The organism is Kitasatospora putterlickiae, from assembly GCF_039527695.1.
Taxonomy (GTDB): Bacteria; Actinomycetota; Actinomycetes; order Streptomycetales; family Streptomycetaceae; genus Kitasatospora; species Kitasatospora putterlickiae.
Map to the genome: position 1 here is coordinate 1 of NZ_BAAAKJ010000263.1, position 2,417 is coordinate 2,417.

2 protein-coding genes are annotated in these 2,417 nt (G+C 74.9%); both read left to right on the top strand.

The window, feature by feature from the left end; translation table 11 throughout:
* A partial coding sequence (locus ABD308_RS26800; RefSeq protein ID WP_344339520.1) for an SUKH-4 family immunity protein occupies positions 1-954 on the top strand: 954 nt, incomplete at its 5' end.
* Positions 955-1,190: 236 nt separating this feature from the next.
* Positions 1,191-2,417: coiled-coil domain-containing protein (locus ABD308_RS26805; RefSeq protein WP_344339522.1), on the top strand; the 1,227-nt coding region annotated here is incomplete at its 3' end.

Here is a 2,417-nt window from a genome sequence, read left to right on the forward strand (position 1 = left end):
GGCTACTTCGCCGCGCTCAGCTACCGGGGCCCGGACGGCTCGGAGCAGAAGCTGCTGCACCGCAGCGAGCCCGGCACCCCGCACCCGGAGTGGAAGATCCTCCAGGACCTGCGGCGGCTCAACGTGCCGCCGGAGCAGGTGCTGGAGCTCTACACCGAGCTGGAGTCGTGCGACCTGCCCGGCGGGTACTGCAACCGGATGATCGCCGCCTCCTGGCCGAACGTCCGGCTCACCCACACCGCCGACTACGGCCGCGACCACCACTCCCGGCAGGCCGGCATGGCCCAGCTGCTCGACCACCTGGACGAGCTGCACCAGCTGGCCTCCGGTCCGCAGCGGGTCCGGCCGTTCCGGGTGCCGCTGCCGGCCCCGGGCACCGTCCCGCCGCTGCCGCCGCTCGCGCCGCAGCAGCTCGCCCAGGAGCTCGGCCAGGCCTTCGGGCCGAACGTGTTCCGCTTCGAGCAGCGCGCGGTGGCCCGCCAGGGCGTTCCCGAACCGGTGGCGCAGACGCTGATGTGGTCAGGCCTGCCGCGCGAGTTCGGTCCGTTCTTCTGGGCGCAGGCCCAGGAGGGCCGGCCGATCCCGACGCTCGCCGAGCTGGCCGCCGAGCGCGGTCTGCCGGGCGGCCCGGAATTCGGCGGCTACCTGGTGCTCGGCAACGACTACGGCCGCCAGCTCTGCGTGCAGTACGGCACGGCGCACGTGGTCGCGGTGGACCTGGAAGGAACCGGCGAGCCCCCCCGGTTCGTCAACACGGGTGTACCGGAGTTTGTCCGCTCCCTGGCCCTGCTGGGCCGGATGTGGCGGCTGCGGTACGGGCTGACCCCGGACCAGGCCGGTCGCTGGACGACCGACTTCCAGGCCCAGCTGGCCGCGATCGACCCGGCTGCCCTGCAGTCCGCGGACACCTGGTGGGCCGTGCTGCTGGAGCAGTTCTGGGACGGTCTGCTCTAAGCAGGCCGTGCCGGATCCGCGCAGGTGGCAGGGGGGTCGTTCCGGTGCTGGGAACGGCCCCTTCGGCGTACCGGCGCGGCGGTGCCTCATTGGGGTTTCGTCCACATCCGCGCAAAATAGGTCAAGAGGATGGTCGCAAACGTCCATCCTCGACATGTTTCGATCCGCCCGATGCCCGAGCAGACCGATCCGTCCGATCATGGGCTCCGCAGCCCGCGACACGAGGGGAAGAGCCCATGAGCGACGCCGTCCCCCAGTACGGCTTCACCGTTGCCCGGCGCGGTTACGCGCCGGAGCAGGTCGACCGAGCCCTGACCGCGCTCACCGCGCAGCGCGACGAGGGGTGGGAACGGCTGAGCGTGCTCGGCGCCGGACTCCGGGAGATGGAGCGCCGGCTGGCCGAGATCAAGCAGGCCGCCGCCGACGCCCCCGAGCCCGACTACCAGGTGCTCAGCGACGAGGCCGCCGGCCTGGCCAGGATGGCGGAGGGCGAGGCCCGCGCCGTCCGCGACAAGGCCGAGCGGTTCGCCGAGGACCTCCGCGACGAGGTGTACGAGGCCGGCCAGGCGCTCGACCGCGCCGCCAAGGAGTACGCCACCACCACCCGCACCGAGGCCGACGCCGCCGCCCGTCGCACCGACGAGCGCACCCGGGCCGAGGCCGAGGCGATCCGGGCCGAGACCGACCGCGAGGTCCGGGCCGTCCGGGACGCCGCCACCGCGCACGCCGCCAAGGTCCGGGTCGCGGCCGCCGAGGCCTCCGAGCGGGCCGAGGCCAAGCTGGCCGAGCTGCGCCGCAAGGCCGACGAGATGTTCGCCGAGGCGCAGGCCGAGGCCGACGCCGAGGACGCGGCGGTCTCCGCCACCGCCGAGCGGCGGGTCAAGGAGGCCGAGCAGTTCCGCGAGACGGTGCTCGGCCAGATCAAGCAGAGCGACGCCGAGGCGCAGGCCAGGGCGGACCAGCTGATCGAGCAGGCCCGGCGCGAGGCCGAGCGGATCAACGCGGCGAGCGAGCGCGAGCAGCGCGAGTACGCGACGAGGCTGGAGACGGTGCAGCAGCACCTCGACCACATCAAGGCGACGCTGGCCTCGCTCACGGGCGCGGCCGTCGGCGCGATCGAGCCCGCCGCGCTGAACTCGGCCGCGCTGAACTCGGCGGCGCTGGATTCCGCGGGGCGCCAGGCCGTGGCGCTGGTGTCCGGCTCCGGGCCGGCCGACGGCGCCCCGGTGGATACCGCTCCGGTGGACGCGCCGCCGGCGGACCGGGTCCGGGCGGTGGACTCGGAGGCGGACACCGGGGAGATCCCGCTGCCCGTCATCGCGGACCCGCGCGCCGACCTCCGCAAGGACTCGGTCCCGGCGCCCGCCAGCGAGGCGGCCACGGCGGTGCTGCGGGTCACCCCGGGGCGGGTCGCCCCGGGCGCGGCGGTCGCCACCGGACCGGTGCCGCCCAGGCCGGCGGGC